This is a genomic window from Pontibacter flavimaris (assembly GCF_001907195.1).
GTDB lineage: Bacteria > Bacteroidota > Bacteroidia > Cytophagales > Hymenobacteraceae > Pontibacter > Pontibacter flavimaris.
Genome location: NZ_LVWA01000010.1, coordinates 124,082 through 143,735, shown reverse-complemented (window position 1 = coordinate 143,735; position 19,654 = coordinate 124,082). Strand labels below are relative to the sequence as shown.

18 protein-coding genes are annotated in these 19,654 nt (G+C 55.0%); 6 read left to right on the top strand and 12 right to left on the bottom strand.

Annotated elements, in window-relative coordinates:
- Positions 1-68: 68 nt before the first annotated feature.
- Positions 69-1,988, top strand: a complete 1,920-nt coding sequence (locus tag A3841_RS15980) for a TonB-dependent receptor plug domain-containing protein (protein ID WP_139307988.1) — start codon at positions 69-71, stop codon at positions 1,986-1,988.
- Positions 1,989-2,011: 23 nt separating this feature from the next.
- Positions 2,012-3,121 carry a YncE family protein gene (locus A3841_RS15975; RefSeq protein WP_073853717.1) on the top strand — a complete coding sequence of 370 codons (1,110 nt, stop codon included), beginning with the start codon at positions 2,012-2,014 and terminating at the stop codon, positions 3,119-3,121.
- An 85-nt stretch (positions 3,122-3,206) separates the two neighbouring features.
- Here A3841_RS15975 and A3841_RS15970 read toward each other — a convergent pair whose 3' ends face one another.
- Positions 3,207-3,539, bottom strand: coding sequence for a hypothetical protein (locus tag A3841_RS15970; RefSeq protein WP_073853715.1), 333 nt, complete (start codon positions 3,537-3,539; stop codon positions 3,207-3,209).
- A gap of 113 nt (positions 3,540-3,652) precedes the next feature.
- Here A3841_RS15970 and A3841_RS20390 point away from each other — a divergent pair, with 113 nt between their 5' ends.
- Together A3841_RS20390 and A3841_RS15965 are read left to right on the top strand one after the other, a co-directional pair.
- On the top strand, positions 3,653-3,820 hold the full coding sequence (locus tag A3841_RS20390; protein ID WP_170866218.1) for a hypothetical protein: 168 nt from the start codon (positions 3,653-3,655) through the stop codon (positions 3,818-3,820).
- A gap of 53 nt (positions 3,821-3,873) precedes the next feature.
- Positions 3,874-4,098 carry a DUF2798 domain-containing protein gene (locus A3841_RS15965; RefSeq protein ID WP_073853713.1) on the top strand — a complete coding sequence of 75 codons (225 nt, stop codon included), beginning with the start codon at positions 3,874-3,876 and terminating at the stop codon, positions 4,096-4,098.
- A 94-nt stretch (positions 4,099-4,192) separates the two neighbouring features.
- On the opposite strand, the gene A3841_RS15960 is transcribed toward A3841_RS15965, so the two are convergent.
- Positions 4,193-4,504 (bottom strand): hypothetical protein, encoded by a 312-nt coding sequence (locus tag A3841_RS15960; RefSeq protein ID WP_073853712.1) that lies wholly within the window; start codon positions 4,502-4,504, stop codon positions 4,193-4,195.
- A 282-nt stretch (positions 4,505-4,786) separates the two neighbouring features.
- Between A3841_RS15960 and A3841_RS15955 the strand changes: the two genes are divergently transcribed.
- Positions 4,787-6,994: a B12-binding domain-containing radical SAM protein gene (locus A3841_RS15955; protein WP_073853710.1), complete on the top strand. Its 2,208-nt coding sequence runs from the start codon at positions 4,787-4,789 to the stop codon at positions 6,992-6,994.
- Between the two features lie 54 nt (positions 6,995-7,048).
- Here the strand turns inward: A3841_RS15955 and A3841_RS15950 are convergent, their stop codons facing one another.
- Positions 7,049-7,792 carry a hypothetical protein gene (locus tag A3841_RS15950; RefSeq protein WP_073853708.1) on the bottom strand — a complete coding sequence of 248 codons (744 nt, stop codon included), beginning with the start codon at positions 7,790-7,792 and terminating at the stop codon, positions 7,049-7,051.
- 211 nt (positions 7,793-8,003) lie between these two features.
- Here A3841_RS15950 and A3841_RS15945 point away from each other — a divergent pair, with 211 nt between their 5' ends.
- Positions 8,004-8,561, top strand: coding sequence for a fasciclin domain-containing protein (locus tag A3841_RS15945; RefSeq protein WP_073853706.1), 558 nt, complete (start codon positions 8,004-8,006; stop codon positions 8,559-8,561).
- Between the two features lie 470 nt (positions 8,562-9,031).
- Here the strand turns inward: A3841_RS15945 and uvrB are convergent, their stop codons facing one another.
- The 9 genes from uvrB to A3841_RS15900 all read right to left on the bottom strand — a co-directional run bounded on the left by uvrB (position 9,032) and on the right by A3841_RS15900 (position 19,651).
- On the bottom strand, positions 9,032-11,059 hold the full coding sequence (uvrB, locus tag A3841_RS15940) for an excinuclease ABC subunit UvrB (protein ID WP_073853703.1): 2,028 nt from the start codon (positions 11,057-11,059) through the stop codon (positions 9,032-9,034).
- A gap of 327 nt (positions 11,060-11,386) precedes the next feature.
- The gene (locus A3841_RS15935) at positions 11,387-12,391 is read right to left on the bottom strand and encodes a Kelch repeat-containing protein (protein WP_073853701.1); all 1,005 of its coding nucleotides are present in this window, start codon (positions 12,389-12,391) and stop codon (positions 11,387-11,389) included.
- Positions 12,392-12,400: 9 nt separating this feature from the next.
- Entirely contained in the window at positions 12,401-13,768 is a 1,368-nt protein-coding gene (locus A3841_RS15930; protein ID WP_073853699.1) for a DUF4270 family protein, read from the bottom strand.
- 360 nt (positions 13,769-14,128) lie between these two features.
- A complete protein-coding gene (locus tag A3841_RS15925) occupies positions 14,129-14,509 on the bottom strand; it encodes a hypothetical protein (RefSeq protein ID WP_073853698.1) in 381 nt (126 codons plus the stop codon).
- A gap of 273 nt (positions 14,510-14,782) precedes the next feature.
- A complete protein-coding gene (locus A3841_RS15920; protein ID WP_073853696.1) occupies positions 14,783-16,465 on the bottom strand; it encodes an outer membrane beta-barrel protein in 1,683 nt (560 codons plus the stop codon).
- The gene (locus tag A3841_RS15915) at positions 16,449-17,027 is read right to left on the bottom strand and encodes an RNA polymerase sigma factor (RefSeq protein ID WP_083610394.1); all 579 of its coding nucleotides are present in this window, start codon (positions 17,025-17,027) and stop codon (positions 16,449-16,451) included. Before A3841_RS15915 ends, A3841_RS15920 begins: the two co-directional genes overlap by 17 nt.
- 427 nt (positions 17,028-17,454) lie before the next feature.
- The gene (locus A3841_RS15910; protein WP_073853694.1) at positions 17,455-17,841 is read right to left on the bottom strand and encodes a YkvA family protein; all 387 of its coding nucleotides are present in this window, start codon (positions 17,839-17,841) and stop codon (positions 17,455-17,457) included.
- A 103-nt stretch (positions 17,842-17,944) separates the two neighbouring features.
- Positions 17,945-18,679, bottom strand: a complete 735-nt coding sequence (locus A3841_RS15905; protein WP_073853693.1) for a shikimate dehydrogenase family protein — start codon at positions 18,677-18,679, stop codon at positions 17,945-17,947.
- 18 nt (positions 18,680-18,697) lie between these two features.
- The gene (locus A3841_RS15900) at positions 18,698-19,651 is read right to left on the bottom strand and encodes a DUF368 domain-containing protein (RefSeq protein ID WP_073853691.1); all 954 of its coding nucleotides are present in this window, start codon (positions 19,649-19,651) and stop codon (positions 18,698-18,700) included.
- Positions 19,652-19,654: the final 3 nt, after the last annotated feature.

Below are 19,654 nucleotides of genomic sequence, written 5' to 3'. Positions count from 1 at the left end.
CTTTAGCGCGTTTGCTGTTCCTGCCCCTTTGCCCTGTAGCATGCTTCGGGATGTAAGCAACGTTTGTTTTGGCTAAATTCTCCTTTTTAAAAGTATGGCTCTGTGCCTGCCTGGGCAGCGTGCCTGTCGCGGCGATGGCGCAGCAGGACACCACGCAGCACCAGTTGCGCACCGTGGAGGTGTTCGGCAAACCCGCCGAAGTATACGCCACCGGCAGCCGCGTGGTGCAGCTGGATAGCGCCTTTCTGAGCACCTACAGCTCCGGCTCTCTGGCCGAGGCATTGCAGGCCCGCACGCCTATTTACTTTAAAAGCTATGGCGTAAGCGGCAGCTCCTCGGTAGCTTTCCGGGGCACCAACGCCTCTCAAACCGCTGTGCTCTGGAACGGGCTCCACATCGCCTCTCCTACCCTGGGCCAGTCCGATTTCTCTGTCCTGCCCTTGAGCGGTATTGGGGAGGTGGCGGTGCAGCATGGCGCGGCAGCGGCAAGCTACGGCAGCGGAGCCATAGGCGGGGCTGTTTTACTCAACTCCCCCAAGTATAAAACAGAAGGCATTGGCGGCGACGTGAAACTGGAGACAGGCAGCTTTGACCGCTACTTTGGCAGCGGCAACCTGGGCTACGGCAGCAAAAAGTTCAGCTATGCCCTCAGCGCCTACGGCCACCTGGCCGAAAACACCTTCAAGTATAAAGACCTGAGCCGCTTTGGCACGCCCGAAGTACAGCAGGAACACGCACAGGTGCAGCAGCACGGGCTTACACAGGATTTGAACTGGCACATCTCCCCCGCTACCGAGCTGAGCCTGCACGGCTGGTATACCTTCTCGGACCGGGAACTGCAGCCAGCCATGGGCGCTGTGAATACCAATGCCCGGCAGCTGGACGAAAGCCTGCGCCTGATGGCAGGGCTGCAGCACCAAAGCCAACTGGGCCAAACAGACGTGAAGCTGGCTTACTTTAACGACTTCCTGCACTACACCGATAATAGCAATGACTCTGAGGCGGATGTGGATACTTATCAGTTGCAGGCGGAGCAGACCTATACTTACGGCACGCGCTGGAGCCTGCGCGGCGGCGTCAACCTACAGCACTTTGTGGCAAGGAATGATGGCTACGCCCGTGAGCAAGAGGAAAGCCGCGCCTCTCTGTTCGCCCTTTTCCGCTACGACCCGGTGCAGCCCCTGCAGCTCACCCTGAATTTGCGCCAGGCGCTGGTCGAAAACTACAATCCGCCGCTCACCCCGGCACTGGGCTTTAACTGGAAGTTTTTGAACAGCAACCAGCACCAGGTATCGCTGAAAGGCAATGCCAGCGGCAGCTACCGCGTGCCCACCCTCAACGACCGCTTCTGGGCAGGTGCCGGCAACCCCGACCTCAAGCCGGAGCAGGGCTGGAACTACGAACTGGGCCTGCGCCACGTGCTCGTGCAAGGCAACGCCTTCCTACTGGAAACGGAGGCGACCGGCTACTACATGCTCATCGACGACTGGATTCAGTGGACCCCGAACTACACCGGCCTCTGGCGACCGACCAACCTGCAGAAGGTGGAGAGCAAGGGCATCGAACTGAGCACAACGGCGACCGCTACGCTTGGCGAGGTCAAGCTCAGCTCCACGGCAGGCTATACCTATACATCGTCGGTGCAGGCAGCAGTATACGAGGGCAGCGGAAGCGATAAGGGCAGGCAGCTCATGTACGTGCCGCGCCACAAAGCCATACTGGCTACGGAGGCAAAGTATAAAAGCTGGAGCCTGCTGGGCAACCTGAACTACACCGGCCTGCGCTATACGTCCAACTCCGAAACCAGCCACCTGGATGATTTTATACTTTTGAACCTGGCCCTGAGCCGGAGGCTGCAATTGGGGCCAAACACGCTGCTGCTCACGCTCCGCTCCGATAACCTGACCAATGCCGCTTACCAAACCATGGCCTACCGCGCCATGCCACCACGTGGTTATACGTTTAGTCTGCGCTTTATCCTCCCATAAATCATACTCATACCTAAACCATAATGAAAAAATTGAACTACTTCCGCAGCTTTTTCCTGGCTGCCACGCTTGCCGTTACCTCCCTTGGCTTTACCAGTTGCGATGACAAGGATAATATAGAACCGGAGCTGCCTGCAGAGGTGCGGGGGCCGTTTGACCAGAAGGGGGTGTTTATACTGAACGAGGGAAACTACACGCACACCAACTCCTCCGTTTCCTTTATGAGCGACAGTACCGGCCACGCGGTTGCCAATCATATTTTCAGCAAAGCCAACGCAGACAGGCCACTGGGCGATGTGCTGACCGACCTGGATTTAGTAGAGGACCGCGCCTACCTGACGGTAAACAACAGCAACAAGATTGAGGTGGTGAACGCTTATACCTTCAAGACCGAGGCGGTGCTGGAAAACCTGAAGCAGCCGCGCTACTTCACAGCCCTGGATGCCGACAAGGCCTATGTTACCGAGTGGATCACGTATGGCGCGCCGGGCCAGGTATCAGTTATCGACCTGAAAACGATGAAAATAACGAAAAGCATACCGGTGGGCATTCAGCCGGAGGAGCTTCTACTTGCCGGCGGCAAACTCTACGTAGCCAACAGCGGGGCGAACACGATTACGGTTATCAACACGGCCACCGACGCGGTGGAGAATACCATCACCGTGTCTGATTCCCCAATGAACCTGGCCCTGGACCGCAACAACAACCTGTGGGTGCTGAGCGCGGGGAAAATTGTGTATACTTCCGACTGGTCGGCGATCGACTACACGCTGACCACTGCGGGCGCCCTTAGCAAGGTAACCCCAGCCACGCAGAACGTGGAAACCTATACCTTTGACAGCAACAGAACCATACCTACTAACTTGGTTATCAACGGAAGCGGCGACAAGCTATACTTTATCTATGACGGCAAAACCTTTGTGCAGGACATTAATGCTTCCGGCCTGAGCAGCACCGTGTTCATCAACAGTGGCTTCCATGGCCTGGGCGTAGACCCGGAGACTGGCAACATCTACGCGGGTGATCATAATAACTGGACCGGCGACGGCACAGTGCGCGTGTACAGCCCGGATGGCCAGCAGGTGAGCAACTTTAAAGTGGGCATCGGGCCGCGCGGCTTCGTGTTTAACTAAAATCACCAAGCCTGCAATGTATAAAGCCAGCCTGCCCCGGTATGGGAAAGGCTGGCTTTATACTTTTTATACTTAAAAATCGCGGCTATTGCTGCTCCTTCACGTCATCGCGGTCGGTGCCATCGCTTTTACCGTCGCCGGCATGCACAGCGGAGCCTTCCTCGGTGCGCTCATAATACTGCTCCATGGTGTCGCGCTCCGCCTCCGTTTGGTCCTTGGTATCGTCCCCTACCATACTTCCTTCTTCGTGATGGTCGCTGCGTTCCACGTTGGTATCGCCGGGCTGGGTGCCTGTGTCGCAGGCCGAGAGGCCAAAGGCAGCCACGGCGGTTAGCGTGAATGCAAAAAATACGGTTCTTATAGTTGGCGTGTTCATCATCCTGATTTCTTTCCGGTTAAACATACTTGCCAGGGCCATGTATACTTTACCCCGACCTTAAGCATGTACGTTGCGGCTCAATTAATTGTTGAAATCCGCACCGGCAGGCAGCTTTGCCCGTACATGAGCACATAACCATACTTCTACCTGCCATGGAAGAGCAAAAGCCGAAGCAGCCACCCCAGGAATCCACCAAAGACGACTCCTCCGACGTGGAGAAAGTACGACAGGACAAGCAGGCCCCGCCACCGGAGCCCGCGCCAGAATCCGCTGACGAGCAGTCCGAAGAGGAGAGCGAAGCAGAAAAAGGCCACTCCTGATTTTTTAATGTGCCGGTCTGCCGCCTATCTTTGGGCTTACAGCAAGTATAACTATGGCAAAGCCCCTCTTCAAATCGCACCTGCGCCGCAAGCTGCTGCTCATTGCCCTCATCAGCCTGCTGCTGGCCATGGCATTGGAACTCTACACCTTCGGCCTGCACGCCGATTTTCCGGGGCGCTTGCTGCGCAGCTTCCTGGTGCTGTTTCTGATGATCGCGCTTACGGTGCTGGCCATTGTGCCGGGCGTGAGCAGGGCGGTGGATAAAGTGATGAAGTAAACGCGAAACGACCTATACTTTGGAGAAATAAAAAAGCCTGCGTATAACAACGCAGGCTTTTGTTTTACAGGGTTATAGTTGGTAAGGGTATCCTTTAGTAGAGGGAGGCCGCCATCTGCCTGGCGGAGTCTGCCTGCAGCAGCAGGAGTGGCCCGAACTGCAGCACCTGCCCCACATGTCTTGGGTGGATCTGGCCGGTGCGGGTATTGCCGCCCTCCGCTGCCTGCAAGGCATGCTGCAGACAGCAACCTGCATACACGGGCTCTTTAACAGGCGCAGCCGCCACCTTGCTTTTCTGACCGACGCCTTCCTGCCAATCCTGGGCAAGTACGGCAAGCACCAACAGCAGGGTGGTCAGCACCATCTGCAGGGTTTTCAGGGTGTTTATGGTAGTAGGCGTTTGCATGGGCGTAGCAGGTTAACTTCCTCAGCAACAATTGTCTTTCACTAAACAAATGTAATCACCTAAATCAATAATACCAAATATTTTATATAAAATATATTTTAAGTATAACACAGATTTACATACTGGATTCAGCGATGCGTGGTGTTTGTGTCGGGGCCGTGGTGAACCTCTAGCCCTGCCTGGGCTGTTGCATAGGCAGCGGCTCTTAATTGTGCGCCATTATCCGTACTTTTGTGCTTTGGCCCCGCCGCCATACTTATACTTTTAAAGCTGATTTATACTTTGGAGAAGAAGCCAATTATCCTGCTCATTACCCCGCCGCTCACGCAACTGAACACGCCCTACCCCGCCACCGCCTACCTCAAGGGCTTTTTAACAGGCCGCGGCTATGAGGTGGTACAGGCCGACATGGGCATTGAGTTGGTGCTGCGCATGTTCTCCCGCCAGGGGCTGCAGCGCATTTTTGAGGCCGTGGAGCAGGGCGGTTATGAGCTGTCGGACAACAGCCTGCGCATCCTGCACCTCAAGCGGGAGTACCTGAACACGGTGGAGCCGGTTATCCGGTTCCTGCAGAACAAGGACCTGACGCTGGCGCAGCAGATCAGCTACAGCCGCTTCCTGCCCGAGGCCTCGCGCTTTGACCAGGTGGAGGACATCGACTGGGCTTTCGGAAGTATGGGCATCACCGACCGGGCGCGCTACCTGGCCACGTTATACTTAGAGGATCTGGGTGATCTGATCAAGGAAACCATTTCGCCCTACTTTGCCTTTAGCCGCTACGCCGAAAAACTGGCACTGTCGGCCACCTCTTTCGACCCGTTGGAGGAGGCGCTGCAGCAGGCTCCGAGCCTCGTGGACCTTATGTTACTGGAGCTGCTGGAGGAGCATCTGCAGCAGGTACAACCCGATGTGGTGGGCCTTTCCATCCCTTTCCCGGGCAACCTGTACGGCGGCCTGCGCATGGCAAAGCACATTAAAGAAACACACCCAAGTATAAAAACGGCCATGGGTGGCGGCTATCCGAATACCGAGCTGCGCAGCCTGCGCGAGCCGCGCCTGTTCAAGTACATCGATTTCGTGACCCTGGACGACGGCGAGGGCCCGTGGCTGAAACTGCTGGAGCACCTGCAGGGGCAGCGCGAGGCGGCACAACTGCAACGCGCGTTTATACTTGCTGATGGCGAGGTAACGTACATGAACAACTGCACCGACCCGGACATTCCGCACAACGAAGTAGGTACGCCCGATTACAGCGACCTGCCTTTGCGGGATTACCTGTCGGTAATCGACGTGATCAACCCGATGCACCGCCTCTGGGGCGACGGCCGCTGGAACAAGCTCACCATTGCCCACGGCTGCTACTGGAAGCGCTGCTCCTTCTGCGACGTGACGCTGGATTACATCAACCGCTACGATGTGGCTCCGGCCACCCTGCTGGCAGACCGCATCGAGCAGATTATCGCCCAGACCGGGCAAACCGGCTTTCATTTTGTAGACGAGGCGGCCCCTCCCGCCCCCCTCCGCGACATGGCCATAGAGCTCATCCGCCGGGGCGTAAAAATCAGCTGGTGGGGGAACATCCGCTTCGAAAAAACCTTTACGCCGGACCTGTGCCGCCTGCTGGCTGCTTCGGGCTGTATTGCCGTGTCGGGTGGTCTGGAGGTTGCTTCCGATAGACTGCTGCAGCTCATGGCCAAGGGCGTCAGTATAGAGCAGGTGGCCCGCGTAACGGATAGCTTCACACAGGCGGGCATTATGGTGCATGCTTACCTCATGTATGGCTTCCCGACGCAAACGGCCCAGGAAACGATAGACTCGCTGGAGGTGGTGCGGCAGCTCTTCGAAACCGGCGTGATCCAGTCAGGTTACTGGCACCGCTTCAGCATGACCGCACACAGCCCCATCGGCAAGAGCCCCGAGAAGTATGGCGTGGTGAAGGTGGGCCCTCCGGAAGGCGATTTCGCCAACAACGACCTGTGGCACGATGACCCGAAAGGCACCGACCATACTTTATTTGGCGAGGGCCTGAGCAAGGCCCTCTATAACTACATGCACGGTGTGGGCCTGGAGGAAAAGCCCTCGTTCTGGTTCGACTTTAAGGTACCCCGCACCACCGAGAGCCCCAACCTGATTGCCGAGGCGATCTCCGCCCCGCACCGCCCCGACAGCACCCGCCCCAACGCGCGCGTACTCTGGCTCGGCAACACACCGACCATCGACTTTACTATGATCGCGCAGAAAGGCCAAACTCTTGAGCGCTGCCTGCTCACCTTCTTCGAGAAAGGCGAGGACTTTGAAGTGAAGACCACCGCCACCATTGGCCAGTGGCTGTTCGAGGTGCTGCAAAAAGTAACGCCGGACAACCCGGAGGCCATAACGCTAAAGCAACTGGAGGCAAGCTTCCCGGCCGAGGCGCACCTGAGTTTTGATGAGTTCCTGAACTCGCCCAGCTGGTTTGATTTGCGGGAGAAGGGGTTGTTGTTACTGTAGGGGATAGCGGACTGGACTTTGTGGTGGCGCAGCTACCGTAAAGGTGTGGTTAAGCTACCTACTTTGTTTTAATTTGTCTGCAAAGGGTACAGTCATTGGCAGATAGTTAATACTATAATGCCCCTTAATGACGATGTTATTATTCTTGTCAAGCTCAATTTTCTTGTAGATGGTGTAGAAGAATTCATTATCAGAATCAGTACTATCTATCTCTTCTTCAAGAATCAGCTTATTATCTGACTGCACGCTTAGTACTGAAAGAACCCTTTCTCCAACAAACCGGGCCAAAATACTTACTTTAACAGAGTGATCATGAATCTGGAAGTTTGCGCTTCTCATAACAAAGTCTTCATTTAGGCCCATTTCTATGCCTTTATTATAAGCTGTAGCTGCACTAATCTCCAAGGTGGAATTTCTTGTGTCTCGTGCAATTATCTGTAATATTTCACACGATATCTTCCAAAGTAATTTCTTTTGTTCTGAAAGAGCTAAAACATCGAATTCTCTCCTGTTGAATAAGGCGTTATAGTGGACGTGTCCCCCATAGCTGTGGGTGTAGTTTAACTCCGTCTGTTTGTATACTTCGAATGACTTTTGTGTGTAGAAATAAAGGTTGAGAAACTTTATTTTCTTTCCTTCATATGTCTCATTTAGCAACCGATTTAAGAGCATTGCCAAAGGGCCAAATTGTTTGGAATACTCATGAAGACTCTCTTCTCCGTCTTTAAACCAAATTAGTAACCTACCTATCATCCCTAATTTATTATCCGATGAACCTTGACTCGATAAATACATCATTGTGACATATAGTCACCTTATGAGTGAGCTATGTAAACCCAGTGCAATCTCCAAAGTATAGCCACATCAAGATATAAACTATATGGTAAACCTACTCCTTCATACTCCTATAAAATCTAACCAAAGTCATTTTTCAGGATAACCAAAATCATATTTCCTGAAGTGTTTGTGTAGCAATATTGTACTTACAAAACACTTCAAACGAAAGGATATGAAAAGGATTTTACCAATGGCCTTTATGATAGCAACAGGTGCTGCGCTGGCCGCTTGCAATTCTACGGAAGAACAGACTACTGCCCAGGAGGTGCAGCAGGAAGCTACAGCCGCCGCAGGCCAGTCCGGCGTGCAGGACGATGAGTCGCAGAAGAACGTGGTGCAGGTGGCCGCCTCCTCTCCCGACCACACCACGCTGGTAACAGCCGTTAAAACAGCCGGGCTGGTAGATGTGCTCACCAACGCCGGGCCATTCACCGTGTTCGCGCCCACCGATGAGGCCTTTGAGCAACTGCCTGCCGGTACGGTAGACGGCCTGCTGAAGCCCGAAAAACGCAGCGATCTCCGCAACATCCTGCAGTACCACGTGTATGTGGGCGTGCTGAACGCAGACAGGTTTGAAGATGGCCAGAGCCTGGGCCAGGTAAACGGCGGCCGCGTGACCATGGGCGTGAAGGACGGTAAGGTGACTGTGAACGGTGCCAACATCGTGGCATCCATCCCAACGTCAAACGGCGTGATCCACGTAATCGACAAAGTGCTGCTGCCGCAATAAGTATAAGTATAAGTATAAGGCTGACAGAAGGGGCGCCCGCGGCTGGCATGTAGCTGCGGGTGCCCCTTCTGTTTTTATTTGAAAAATTTTAATACCCCTTGCAACCCCCGCCCCGGTTTTGGCATCTTACTATCGGAAGCCGGCACTAAAGCTGCCAGCTTTCAGACTACTACCTTTTTCTGCTACCAAATAAAACTATGATGAAAACCTGGCCCTGCTCCTGCTCCGTGTGAGACAGGAGCAGGAAAACCAGGCCTTCCGCAGCGCCTACCCCTACTCTATATAAACGGAAAGCACCTACAGCCCAGGCCGCAGGTGCTTTTCTACTTTTTATACTTCAGTTTATATTTTATACTTAATACTTACTTTTTATACTTTCTAACCTTCTAACTTTTTAACTTTCTAACTTTCTAACTCAAGACGCAATCGCGTCTCTCCAACTCTCTAACTCCCAAACTCTCTAACTTGCCTCAGTCCCGCTTGGTCTTCAGCAGCTTCCGGAGCTCCGCCAGTTCGTCTCTATACTTGGCGGCCTGCAGGAAGTCGAGGTCCTTGGCGGCACCTTCCATCTGCTTCTCCGTTTTCTTAATCAGTTTCTCCAGTTCGTCGCGCTTCATGGTTTGGATAATCGGCTCGGCAGCAATCGACACCTCCTCCGGACCGGCGTACATCTTCACTTCCTTCTTCTTAGAGTCTGCCACAGAGGTCTGCTCGTAAATCTCGTCGCTGGTTTTAAGGATGGTGCGTGGCGTAATGCCATGTTCTATGTTATAAGCCATCTGTGTGGCGCGGCGGCGGTTGGTTTCGTCAATCGCGCGCTGCATAGAACCCGTCATACGGTCAGCGTACATGATCACTTTGCCTTTCTCGTTTCGTGCGGCGCGTCCCATGGTCTGTATCAGCGAGCGCTGGTCGCGCAGGAAGCCCTCCTTATCCGCATCCAGTATGGCCACCAAACTTACTTCCGGCAGGTCCAGGCCTTCGCGCAGCAAGTTCACGCCTATCAGCACGTCAATAATACCTAAGCGCAGTTCACGCAGAATCTCCACCCGGTCCAGTGTTTTCACTTCGGAGTGCAGGTACTTTACCTTTATATTGAGGCGCTCCAAATACTTGGCCAGCTCCTCCGACATGCGTTTGGTAAGGGTGGTCACCAGCACGCGGGCGCCCTGCTTCACGCGCTCGTCTATCTCATCCAGCAGGTCGTCCACCTGATTTGTACTTGGCCTGATCTCGATCTCAGGGTCCAGCAGGCCGGTCGGACGGATGATCTGCTCTACGATCACCCCTTCGGATTTCTGCATCTCGTAATCGCCTGGGGTGGCGCTCACAAACACCACCTGGTGCATCATACTTTCGAACTCGTTGAAGGTGAGCGGGCGGTTATCCATGGCGGCCGGGAGCCGGAAGCCATACTCTACCAGCGCCACCTTCCTGGATCTGTCGCCGCCCCACATGGCGCGCACCTGCGGCACGGTTACGTGGCTCTCGTCGATCACCATCAGGAAATCATCCGGAAAGTAATCGAGCAGACAGAACGGGCGGGCACCCGGCGCGCGGCGGTCGAAGTAGCGGGAGTAGTTCTCGATGCCCGAGCAGTAGCCCAGCTCGCGGATCATCTCCAGGTCGAACTCGGTGCGCTCCTTGATGCGCTTGGCCTCTGCCGGCCTGTCCTCCTTCAGAAAATACTCGTGCTGCGCCACCATGTCGTATTGGATCTCGGAGATAGCCTGCTGCAGCGTGTCCTTACCGGTCACGAAGAGGTTGGCCGGGTACAGCGTGACGGCTTTCTCATCCGATAGCTTTTTACCCGACTGCGGGTCGATGCGGTGTATCTGCTCCAACTCGTCGCCGAAGAAGTATAAACGGTAGGCAAAATCCGCGTAAGCCGGGAAAATATCCACCGTGTCGCCCTTCACCCGGAATGTTCCACGTGTGAACTCGGCCTCGGTGCGGCTGTAGAGGATCTGTACAAACGTATACAATAAATTATTGCGGCTGTAGCGCTGCCCGGGCGCCAGGTGAATCACGTTCTTACCAAACTCCTCGGGGTTGCCGATACCATAGATGCACGACACCGAGGCCACTACCACAATGTCGCGGCGGCCCGACAGCAGCGCAGACGTAGTATGCAGGCGCAGCTTCTCGATCTCCTCGTTTATTTGGAGGTCCTTTTCTATAAACACATCCGAAGAAGCGATGTATGCCTCCGGTTGGTAGTAATCGTAGTAGGAGATGAAATACTCCACAGCGTTATCGGGGAAAAACTGCTTAAACTCACCGTACAGCTGCGCGGCCAGCGTCTTGTTGTGGCACAGCACCAGCGTTGGCTTGCCGGTGTTCTTGATCACGTTGGCCATGGTAAAGGTTTTACCGGTTCCTGTGGCACCCAGCAAAACCTGTACAGGCTCCCCGTTGTTTATACCTTCTGTGAGTTGTGCAATGGCCTTGGGCTGATCGCCGGTCGGCTCGAACTCGGATGTAAGTCTAAAATCCATTCGCTTGTTTTACAGAATAGTAAAGATAAACTATAACAGTTAAAAGATGCCGTAAGTTTACCTTGGCGCCAAATTATACTAGCGCTACGAGGGCGTCTGCAAAAGGCCAGGGGCAAAGAAAAAGCCTGCTGCAGAACAACAGGCTTAGTGCACTCTATTACAGAAAATCATACTTAAGATGGGCGCCCTGATGACGGGCGGCAAGCACTCCAAGGCGGGCGCCTCTATAGGCATAACCGGCTACTGCTCAGTTAGGTTACAGACAAGTATAAAAAAACAGCCCGGCTTTGCTGGCCGGGCTGTTCTGCTTCTTGTGTGCGTTAGCTGCTATTCGTTTGCCACCGTTGGGTTCAGCTGCCACAGGTCGTCGAAACGCTGGGCGCCGCTGTTGCCGAGGCCGATGTAACCGAACTCGCCTACGCCAAACCCAATGGCTGCCTGTCGCATTCCTCCCTTAAAATCACCAAGCTTCGTCCAGGTGTCGGTGGCCGGGTCAAATTTCCAGACGTCATTCAGCGGAGCGCCGTTGGTGCCTCCCACCAGGTACGCATTGTTGTGGATGGTGAAGGTAGTGGCATAGGAGCGCGGCCCCGGGAAAACCTTATCCGGGCGCTGCTCTTCCGCTAGGGTCTTCAGCTCTTTCCACTGGCCGGTGGCCGGGTCAAACTCCAGCAGGTCGGTCTGGTACACGTTGTTGTTCTGGCCGCCTCCTACATAGCCCTTGCCGTTCACCATGAACGTAAAACCATTCACGCGCTTGGCTCCGATCAGGCCAATCTGCTCCGACCAGGTGGCGGATGCCGGGTCATACTTCCAGAAGTCTTTCTGGTAGTTGCCGTCAAAGCCCGCGCCTATGTAACCCGCGTTGTCGAAAGACATCGAAATAGCCCCGTAACGCGCCGTGGCCGGAAAATCCTCGATCTGTGTCCAGGTATTCGCGGCAGGGTCATACTCATAGAAATCCTTCAGGTAATCGGTGCCGTCGTAACCGGTGCCGATGTAGCCCTTGCCATTGGCCGTAAAGCCGACCGCAGCGCTGCGAGCTGCCCCCGGGAAGTCCGCCTTTCTTACCCAATTATTCATGGCAGGGTCAAACATCCAGAAGTCACTCAGGCGCCTGGAGCCATCGTGGCCGGTGCCAACATAGGCTTTACCGTCTATCACGAAGTTTACTGCGCCACTGCGGGCCACACCGGCAAAATCAGACTGCTTCTGCCATTCTCCCAGCAGCACTTCGTCGTCACTGTCGCTATCGCAGGAGGAAAGCATGCCCACCGACAGCAGCAAGGCCACCATCATAAACAGGCGTGTGTTTTTAAAGGGATTTTTCATAGTAGTAGGTTATTGGATAGTAGTATAGTAGATGCGGAGGCGTACATTCTTGATATCCTTGTTCTGAGCGCCTACCACCAGGCGGCTGGCCCCATTCTTGAATTCCGATGCAGTTGGTGCCAGGTAGAGCGGCAGGTTGGTGCGGTAATCGTTCTTCAGTTTGTTGATCAGGAACTCCGTGATGGAAAACTCGTAGCGGCCGTCTGTCGCCGTCTCGCTGGACTTGATGAAGTTCGAAGCAAGCGGAAGGCCGTCCGGGTTATACTCCGTCACCAGCGGCGAGTAGAGCAAACCACTCATGCCGGTTTCGTACAGCCCGATAGGCGGCGCCGGGAAAGGATATACCGTTGTAGCGCCTCTGAATGGCTCCACCACCAGCGTCACCTTGTTGATGAACTCCGGCTTCACTTTCTCTTTCAGTTTCTCCAGGTATGGAATCTCCAGTTTGATCATCAGGCCAGTGCCTGCCTGCGCCACGCTGATGTCGTTGGTGATGCTGGTGGGCAGCTCACCGCTTTCCTGCAGGCCATCCAGCGGGGAGCCCGTGAAATCGCCCTCAAACTTGTTGAACTGCAGGCTTGGGTTGATCAGCGGGAAAGTATACATTTTAACTGTTCTGGCTCCGCCCGAGGCAGATGGCTCGGAGTAGTACAGGGTTACCACAGCACCCGCGGCCGGAAAGCCGAGCACGGCGTTTCCGCTGGTGGCCGTAAGGCCCAGGCCCTTAAAGTAGGCGGCAAAGTTGGCATTGTCCTTCAGCTTTTCATCACCGGCCTTTTGCAGGTCGAACCACTGCTGGCCCAACTCATCGCTCAGGTCTATGGCCAGCGTGTCTTTTCTTACCGGTCTTGGCGCAAAAGTATGCGTTCCAATCGGCTCCGGTTTCACCGCTACGTTGGTTTTGTTGTAAAGCGCGGGGTTCTGGTAAAAGTATGAGTTCGGATCCTCGTTCGGGATGGTTGGCGGCAACGCACGTGTCGAAAGCGTAGAGGTAACCTCGTGTATGCTGAGCGTTACAGCCTGCGTGGTATCACCATAATAATATCCTGATGTAGGCAAGAACAGCTTCAGAGAGTCGTAGGTGGCTTCGGCTGCCGGCGCGGCCAGCGAACCTCCGGGACCTACCTGGAAGTAGGAAGCGGCATGCAGGGTGCCGGATTGCGGCGTGGTGTACTGCCCCGCCACCATGTTTCCAGTTCCGGAGGTGGCAATGGAGTCCACCATCACCGTGGACAGGTTGATGGTCAGCGTATCCGTAAAGGTGCCGGACACGTTGTCCTCTACCAGCGCCAGGCCCAGTTCGTTCGGGTCCTCGCAGGAGGACAGCAGCAGGACTGCACCCAGGCAGTAAAACAGGTAATTAAACTTTTTCTTCAAGAGGGATTTCGTTGCGGGAAATAACATATAATGGCCGTGAAAAACAGGTTTTCCTCAATCTACCGCAGTGGCGCTTACAAGCTTGCCTCACCCGGATTTGAAGAGAAACATCGTGTATAGATTCCTTACTAAATTATAGCCACAAAGCCACAATTTATTCAGCCTCAAATATAACACTATATTTTCTTCAACAGAAAGATATTACCTTCTGTAAACTGCAAACACTTCAGATTATTGCACCGTGCAGGGCATGGAGTATAGCCTGCACCAGTACGTGAGGCAAACAAAAGACCCGCCATGCAGGCCTTCTGTATTCGCTCACCTTAGTTAATCAATCACATTACACTTAACAATTCACTTTTATCGATGTGTGCGCTCCGGCTCCGTGCATACCTCCACCACCTTCACGGCGGGATACATCATGTAGTTGGCGGTGCAACGGGGGCCGTTTGAGCCGTCCAGGACCATCCGAAGGCTTACCTTTGCGCCTGCCTCCCGGTACTGTTCAGGCAGGTTATGGGTGGTAACGAAGCCACCGTGCAACTGCCCCACATAAGCACCGCTCTTGCCGGCTATCTCCTCCGAGTCATCCTCCAGCTTAAGTATAAACCAGCCGGGTTGGCAGTCCTGGGCTACTACCTCTGCCGTGGTACAGGCTGGCACGGGTGCCGTTTTGGCACAGCCCGAAGCCAGCAGGGCAAGGCAGAGGTAGAGTATGGTGATGCAGCCCAGGGTTTTCATAGTTAGCTTAGGAATGGGAATGGACAAACGTATACTGGACTGCCTGGCAGCGGCAGGCTCTGTTCATAGCTTAGAAGATAGCACCGAATTAAAGTATGGCGAAGAGCAGCAGCGCCAGCAGCAGGTACCACCCGTACAGGTTTTCGCGCGCCGCGAAGGCGCAAAGCTCCATCAGGTTCAGCAGTGGTTTCATAGGCAGCAGGCTTTTGTCTTCTACACCTTTATGACCCCAACGTATACCTGCGCGTTGCAAGCTCCCCGAAAAATAATCGTCTATCTGCGGCCCGGCCCCAGGTCGTAGTTCAGGGCCATGTTGATGCCCATGGTGTAGGGCTTGCCCTGCGGCGCCTGCGCCTTCTCCGGCGAGGAAAGCATGGTATCGAAGTAGCCCCTGTACTCCGGCCCAATGGCGATGGACAGGTTGTTGGAAAGGCGCTTGCCCACACCGGCAGTCACGTTGCCAGACCACTGCAGCTTACGGAACGGGGAGTTGTCGTCGCTGAGCTCGTAGTCCGTGTCGCGCACCTCGGCCGAGGAGGCAAGTATGGACGTCTGGAGCAGGATGTTGGCTGCCACGCCACCACCGGCAAACCAGAACCAGTCTTTGCCCAGGTTGCCCTCGTACTGCACGCCCACCGGTACGGTGAGGTGGCGGTAGCGGTACAGCACGTTAAACTCATTGGTTTTGGCTACGCTGAGCGAGTCGGAGGCGAAGTTGCTGCTGAGCGACGGCACGAAGATCGTGGAGGCTCCCGGCGATTCCGTTTTCCCTGTGCCTGGCTTGCGCCAGAATTGCTGTATCACGTAGCTGGATTTGGAGCGGGCGGTGTTCTGCGTAAAGCCCAGGCCACTCAGTAATTTCCATTTTCTGCCCAGCCTGAAGCCCGCCTTGGCCTCTATCCCGAATGAGAAGCCCGGCTCTACCTCCTCCTCATGCTCCTCGCGGGCTTCGTCCATCATGCGGGCCGACTGCTGCATGGCGGTGGCGGGGGCGAACGAAGCGAAGCTGTTCATGGGCCCCATCATCTGGGATGGGATGCCGATGTTTTGCTCGAAGTAGCTTGGCGCGTAGGCCATACCCAAAGACCACCTTCCGGCGGAGGTATTCTCTTGTTCCGTGTCGGCAGTGGTAGCGGCAGCCAGTGCTTTTTTCTCTGCTTTATACTTCTGCTGCACCGCCTCCTGCTCTGCCTTCAGCTGCTTCATGCGGCTCATCACAATTTCGTTCAATGTCCTGAAATCCTCCGGAACCTCCTGTGACGCCCCGGCAAGGGCAGGCGCGCCGGCAGCAGCAAAACCGGAAGTACCGGTGGGGCGTTCTGTAAACGCCCGGCTCATACTTTCCAGCCTGGAGAACATGCTCCGGGCATTTATACTTTCACGGCCGCCGGTGTAGCTTTGTGCAGCAGCATGATACTTGCCGGCCGGCACGCTATGCCAGGCACTGGGGTCAGGGGTGGCGGCTGTAGTGGCGGCAACGGCAGTAGGGTTGGTAGCGGCCGCTGGTTTTATACTTGCAGCCACCGGCTCTTTGCCCGCTTTTGCGACCTTAGCCATACTTTGGCGGGATGCTCCGGGTTCTAGTGGTGCTGGCTCCTGCACTGCCTGCTGCATGGCGGCGGCAATGGCCTCCTCGGACACAGCGGCTTCTTCCGCGGCGGGTTGTACGGCGGCGATGGTTTCGCTTGGCTGCCCTACCCGGGCCACGGGCGCCACGGCAGGCCCACCGAAATAGTAAGCGGCAAAACCGCCCGCTACCAGCAGCAGCGTGATACAGGCGGCCGCCAGCTGCCGGTAAAACAGCATGCCCCGCTTATACTGCCCGTTTTCCTGCACGGTCAGGCTGTGGTCTATGCGGGCCCAAAGGTCTGCGGACGGAGAAGCCTCAGCGTCCTGCATGCGGTGGCGGAACTCTTCCTCCAACCCTCCGCGATTATGGTTAGTTGCTGATGACATGTTCCTTTAGTTTTTCTTCCTGGCGCAGCAGCATACTTTGCAGTATGGCCCTGGCGCGTGAATATTGCGATTTTGAGGTCCCCTCCGATATGCCCAGCATCTCGCCGATCTCCTTGTGGTTGTAGCCCTCTATGGCGTAGAGGTTGAACACCATCCGGTAGCGGGGCGCCAGGCTCTGGATCATGCCCAGGAGCTCGTCCATGGTATAGCCGCTCAGGTTCATATCCCCGGAACTGATGTTGGCCACCTCCTCCGCCTCGTGCGACACGGTGAGCAGTTGCTTGCTGCGCAGGTGCTTCAGGGCGGTGTTCACCATAATGCGGCGGATCCAGAACTCCAGCGGGCAATCCTTTTTGAAGTTTTGGATATGGTTGAACACCTTGATGAAGGCATCCTGCATGATATCCTCGGCTTCGAAGGTTGTGGGGGCGTAACGCAGGCAGACTACCATCATCTTTTTAGAGTACAGGTCATAGAGCAGGCGCTGCATGTCGCGCTTGCCCGCGATGCACCCTTCTATGAGCCTCTCCTCGTCTGACTTTGGTTTGGTAAAAAGCTTCAAATGCAGCCTGCTTTACGTTTGTTTTATACTATGATTCCTGCCAGGCGCGTAAGGTTGCAAGCAGGTGAAAATTATTTTCAGGGATGGGGCAAGCCTCTGGGAAAGACCCGCTTCTGTGGGTTAAAGATAGGAAAATAACAGTGCCGCAACAGCTGCCCCTGCTATGATTATTTTAAAGTTTACTGATTTAAGTACCAGCTAATGCAGAGATAGATTTATACTTTGGGAGGGGAATATCCGCAGGTATACGAAGAGAAGTATAAACGACAGTTGCCGGAAGCAGAAAGTATGAGGGCCTCACGACTCACACAAAGTATGAACCCTCTAAAAAAGTAAAGCCTCCCGGGCAGGAGGCTTTCTTCTTTCGCAGCAAGCTTTTCAGTAGTTGTAAATCATCTTAAACCTCGCTCAAAAGATCTTATATACCTTAGTAGGGCAGATGCAGGAACTTGTAAAAAAGTATGCCGAACAATGTCAGCAGCAATACCCAGGCATAGCTAATGGCCTTGATGGCCAAAACGGACTGTCCCATTTCCTCATACGCCTGCAGCCTTGCCTCCTGCAGCACCGCCCTGGGCAGCAGCCTGTACGAAACCGACAAGCCCAGCGCCACGATCACCACATCATCCAGGTACCCGAAAACCGGAACCAGGTCGGGCAGCAGGTCAATCGGGCTAACGGCGTAGGCGATGGAAACCGCCAGCAGCACCCGTACATACCACCTCACGCGGCTGTCGCGGTAGGCCAGGTACAGGGCGTAGATATCAGTGTGGAACGAATGTGCTTTTTGTTTTAGGGTGTATAGTTGCGTCATGCAGTAGGGTTTAAGTGCTCGTAGTACTTAAACGCATATAACACCGGGTAAAGTTGCACTGTTCCGACCTTTTTTATACCTCCGTCGATTGCAATATCAAATATTAAGCATTCCAGATATCCCAGGCGGCTTCGGCCTGTAAGTGCAGCATGGGCAAGCCGTTTAGTGTCTTGGCCCCCTGTGCGGCGCAACGCTGCAGAAAAAGCGTTTGGATTGGATTGTACACCAAATCGTAGCAATAGTGCCCGCCGGTTATGTGCTCGTACGGCAGCGGCGGCAGCTCCTGCACATGGGGGTACATACCTAGCGGCGTGGTGTTGATGATGAGGTTATACTTAGCCAGTAGCTCTGCCGTTAGCTGCGCGTAGCTCAGCTGCCCCTCCGCCTCTGTCCTGGAAACGCGCAGGTACGGGATGCGCAGCGCGTCCAGCGCGGCCCATACGGCCTTGGCTGCTCCGCCTGTGCCCAGCACCAGCGCCTGACCCCGCTCCTGCTCCGGGTAAAACTCCTCCAGCGAGCTCCTGAAGCCGATATAGTCTGTATTATACCCCTTGGTGCGCCCGTCGCTTACCTTGATCGTGTTCACGGCTCCGATGGCGGCAGCCGCCTCGTCCAGCTCATCCAGCAAGGGGATTACCTGCTCCTTGTAGGGCACGGTCACGTTCAGGCCCGCCAGCTCCGGCTCCTGCCGCAGCAGTTCCGGGAGCTCCTCCACCCCAGGCAGCTCGTAGAGCCCGTAAACGGCGTCGGTGATGCCTTCGCGCTCATACTTCTCTGTAAAGAATTTTTTAGAGAAGGAGTGGCCAAGCTTTTTACCGATGAGCCCGAATTTGCGCATAGCGTTTATAGGTGTGATTTATACCCGCACCTGCTGAGTGGCGGTGTTGTCGGAGTAGCGGTCCAGCAAGTATACCACCAGGAAGCCGAAGATGGCCAGCAAAGTGCCATAGAACAAGTATGGGTCATGGCCGGTGAGGGCCTCGTAACTGCCCGGCAGCACGTTCTCCTGCACCAGCGGCTTCACCTCGCCATGGCGGTCGGTGTAGGTCTCAAGCGTTTGTTTCCAGGGCCATACTTTGTTCAGAGAGCCAATCATGAAGCCCGTGAGCAGCGCCACCGTAACGTTGTGGTATTTCTTGAGCATCCAGTTAAGCACATGCGAGAAGGCGAGGATACCGGTTAAGCACCCAACCCCGAACGTGAGGATAATGCTTAGCTTCAGATCCTTAAGCGCCAGCATAATGAATTCATACTTGGCCAGCAGCACCAGTATAAAGCTCCCGGAGATGCCCGGCAGGATCATGGCACAGATGGCAATGGCACCGGAGAGAAAGATGAACCAGTAGTCGTCGGGAGTCTGCGCGGGGGTAGCCACCGTTATATAAAAGGCGATGGCGGCCCCTAGCAATCCCGCCAAGATAACGCCCGGGGTCCAGCGGGTGATCTTCTTGGCCACCACTACGGCAGATGCCACGATCAGCCCAAAGAAGAAGGCCCACAGCATCTCCGCGTGAAACTCCAGCAAGTATAAGATCAACCGCGAGAGGGAAACGATAGACAGGCCGATTCCCGCCAGCAGCACCACCAGGAAGTTCCCGTTGATGTGCTTCCAGACCCCCTTCAGGTCGAAACGCAGCAGCAGCTTTACGGCCTGCCCGTTCACAGAGCGAATGGAGTCCAGCAGTTCCTCGTAGATGCCGGTGATGAAGGCAATGGTGCCTCCTGACACGCCAGGCACCACATCGGCGGCGCCCATGCTCATACCCTTGGAGAACAGCAGTAAATACTCTTTCAGCGATCTTCTTCTCATAAG